General features: G+C 58.7%; 5 protein-coding genes. 4 read left to right on the forward strand and 1 reads right to left on the reverse strand.

What is annotated here, in order from left to right:
• Both AC0L27_RS40815 and AC0L27_RS40820 read left to right on the forward strand, forming a co-directional pair.
• A partial coding sequence (locus AC0L27_RS40815) for a transposase (protein ID WP_473323705.1) occupies nucleotides 1-180 on the forward strand: 180 nt, incomplete at its 5' end.
• 81 nt (nucleotides 181-261) lie between these two features.
• Nucleotides 262-1,080, forward strand: coding sequence for a methyltransferase domain-containing protein (locus tag AC0L27_RS40820; protein WP_473323707.1), 819 nt, complete (start codon nucleotides 262-264; stop codon nucleotides 1,078-1,080).
• A gap of 64 nt (nucleotides 1,081-1,144) precedes the next feature.
• On the opposite strand, the gene AC0L27_RS40825 is transcribed toward AC0L27_RS40820, so the two are convergent.
• Nucleotides 1,145-1,873, reverse strand: a complete 729-nt coding sequence (locus AC0L27_RS40825; RefSeq protein ID WP_473323709.1) for a winged helix-turn-helix transcriptional regulator — start codon at nucleotides 1,871-1,873, stop codon at nucleotides 1,145-1,147.
• Between the two features lie 130 nt (nucleotides 1,874-2,003).
• Between AC0L27_RS40825 and AC0L27_RS40830 the strand changes: the two genes are divergently transcribed.
• Nucleotides 2,004-2,630, forward strand: a complete 627-nt coding sequence (locus tag AC0L27_RS40830; RefSeq protein WP_473323711.1) for a cupin domain-containing protein — start codon at nucleotides 2,004-2,006, stop codon at nucleotides 2,628-2,630.
• A gap of 317 nt (nucleotides 2,631-2,947) precedes the next feature.
• Nucleotides 2,948-3,129: hypothetical protein (locus AC0L27_RS40835; protein WP_473323712.1), on the forward strand; the 182-nt coding region annotated here is incomplete at its 3' end.

The following is a 3,129-nucleotide window of genomic DNA, read 5'->3' on the forward strand; positions in this document are numbered from 1 at the left end:
GTCGCGCGGCGGCACGGATTGTCGCCGCAACAGCTGTTTACGTGGCGCCGGCAAATGCGACAGCCGGTTGCGATCCCTGTCGACGGAGCGCCGCTCAATAACACTCACGCGGGCGACGTAGCGGCCGGCCGGGTGAGGTCCGCTCACCGAGGCATAGCGGACCAGATTTGCTCACGTTGAGTTCTTGGCATTTTATCTGATAGCCGATCCTGACTTGTTGAGCTATCGTGCGGCGGAAGCAACGTCCTTTGGCGTCCTCTGATGGCTCAGCAAGGACAGTGGCAAATCGTTGGCAGCGCGCCCGAAGTCTACGAGCGTGAGTTGGTTCGCGCTGTTTTTGGGCCATGGGCGCCAATTCTGACCGATCTCGCTCAACCACAACCAGGCGAGCGCGTGGTCGATATCGCTTGCGGCACTGGAGTTGTAGCTCGCATCGCGGCGGCGAAAGTTGGGCCCACCGGCGCCGTAGCGGGGATTGATCTCAATCCTGGTATGCTGGCAGTTGCACGATCCCTCGGGGCGATCGATGACGCTGCCCCAATACAGTGGCACGAGGGCAGCGCGGACAGATTGCCGCTGTCTGACGGCTCCTTCGATATTGCGTATTGCCAGCTCGGTCTGCAGTTCTTCGCGGACCGGTCGGCTGCATTGCGCGAAATGCGCAGAGTCCTGGCTGCAAGAGGCCGGGTCGCACTCATGGTATGGTGCGCCATGAGCGAAAGTCCCGGGTTCGATCTATTTGCCAGAATGCTGGAGCGAAACATCAGTTTGGCGGCGGCCACGATCATGCGCGCACCATTTGCGTTGGCCGACGCGGACGAACTTAGTCAACTGATCACTGCTGCGAATTTCCGGCAAATGAAGTTGCAGCAGAGGATTGGCACCGTTCATTTTTCGTCGGTCGAACAATTCGTGTTAAGCTATGTCGGGGGCTCACCATTAGCCGCTCATGTGGCGCAAGCAAGCGATGTGGCTCGGCAACGGTTGATATCCGATACAAATGCAGTTTTAGAGCCATATGTTGATAGTCGTGGGTTGTCCTTCCCAATAGCCGCTCACTTGCTTACCGCAACCGTCTAAGTCTGGCCTTGACCCACCCCTGACCAGGAAATGACGCAACAGCTTCGGCGTGTGCTCCTCTCGGCTAGTCTAGCCTGGGATGACGCTCGTTGGACAACGCAGTCCGCCGATCGGCCAGCGCAGCGCGTACCGTGTCTGCCATCGGACTCCAAGCAAACAAACCCGAGAAAGCGCGAACGTCGGCGGGCGTACCTTCCAGCCGGACCTGCTGCCTATGCAAGGCTTCGGAGAAGCTTACTCGCCCCAGCCAAACTTTATAAAACGCCACGATGTCCGTCGAGACGATCACATCGATATCGAAGCCGGGGTTCTTGAGACAGACCGAAACGTCCGCGCGTTTGATCAGGAACCAGTAGCGCTGCCTCGGCCCACGACCGAAATCGAACTGGATCACCACGCGGCGTTTCCCTATGGCTTCGAGGCGCACGCGGCGCCGCATCCACCACAGCAGGACGACGGGATCGACTTCGTTCGGCCGAGGATCACCGAAAGCCCAGCGCGCTCCCCATCCGCCAAATTGGTCGATAATCGATTGTAGGTCGCGCCCGGCGGATGTCAGTCGGTATTCAGTGTGCTTGCCCCGCGAGGCTCCGCGCCGTTCCAGCACGCCGGCTTGCTGCAACCGCCGCAGCCGTCCCGCAAGCAGCGTGCGGGACATGTGAGGAAGACCCCGCTCAAGTTCGTTGAAGTGATTAACGTCGGCAAGCAGCTCGCGCACGATGAGCACAGTCCAACGGTCGGCAAGGATTTCCGCCGCTCGCGCCACGGGACAATATTGGCCGTAACGGTACATGATTGAGCGTATCACGCCGCGCGGGGGTAAGGAAGTAGTCCGGTCTTCGCACTGGTTTAGAGCTCGGCACGCGCTTTATGCTGCAGCTTCGATTGCCATTGACGTCGACTGGCGGAAAAGGAGATTTATCATGCCAAACGACATCAGACGCGATTTCCTCCTCGCTCTCGCAACGGTGCCGTTGGTGGCATTGCTCGGACAGACGGGCGAGGCGCGCGCGCAAGTAGGCGTAAGCCCAGTCAAAGTCGATACCAACGGCTTGGTCGCCAAAATTAAGTTCGAGGCGCCGCTTGAAGGATTCCTCAAGGAGATCAATGGAAAGTACAAGCTCAGAGTCACCGAGTTGACGCTTGCGCCCGGCGGACATGTGGGTGAGCACAATCACGAGGGCCCCGGCATCCGCCAAGTCACCTCCGGCTACATGACTTACGTCTTGCCGGATAAGACTGTAGTTTACGGCCCGGGCGACTACTTCTTTGAATCTGGCGATATGAACCAGACTGTCTTTAACAAGACGGAAGCACTGGTGCACGTGCTCTTCGAAATACTGCCGGTTAACCTGAATGGTCCTTCTGATTCCGGCCAGGCATCACTAGAAGGTCGTTCGCCTGTGACGTGGGCTCGCAAGCGAGCTTGGCCTGCGTGCTGGGACCGGCTGGAGCGAACAATGTGGCTTCGGAAGTGGCAGCTCGGCACGCTTCCCACCGCCGTTTCGCGTATCGACGTTGTTACGTCTGCGCACGCTTATGGCCCATAGCCGACCTGCCGTACGCATCGGCCCGAAGACCGCTGGTGGCCCATCGCTGACCTTCTGCGAGCAGTTGGTCCCGGACCGCTTCTGACCCATTGCGGACTCCAACGCATCGCGCTCACCCCGAGGGAGCGAAAACATTGATCCAGATCAAAGCTGTCTGCCGCCGGACGGCTGGTGTGACGCCATGAGTGATAAGAGGCCGAGACAAGCCAGAAGGGCGACCCAACGACAGTAATGTTGGCTGTTTATTTCCGGCGACACCGCACCGCAGTTCGCGCTATCGTTTCCGTTCCGTTTTTCCAACAGCGGATTTGATTGCCATGCACCACATCCAGAGTACGCATATTGCCGCGATCCTTAAACGGACCGCCCAGCAGCTTGAAGCACTTCGCATCCACCCAGAGATCCAAAACGAATATTCCGAGATCCTCGTTTTGAGAGAGAAGATAAAACTGGCGACCGATCTGAAGAAGGCTCGCCGGCAGCTCCTTACTCGGTGCCC

It is taken from the genome of Bradyrhizobium sp. Ken51 (assembly GCF_055807435.1).

What these genes read in the sequence shown, in the direction of transcription:
- AC0L27_RS40830 (WP_473323711.1), top strand. Translation starts at nt 2,004, where the DNA reads ATGCCAAACGACATCAGACGCGATTTCCTCCTCGCTCTCGCAACGGTG.
- AC0L27_RS40820 (WP_473323707.1), top strand. Translation starts at nt 262, where the DNA reads ATGGCTCAGCAAGGACAGTGGCAAATCGTTGGCAGCGCGCCCGAAGTC.
- AC0L27_RS40825 (WP_473323709.1), bottom strand. Translation starts at nt 1,873, where the DNA reads ATGTACCGTTACGGCCAATATTGTCCCGTGGCGCGAGCGGCGGAAATC.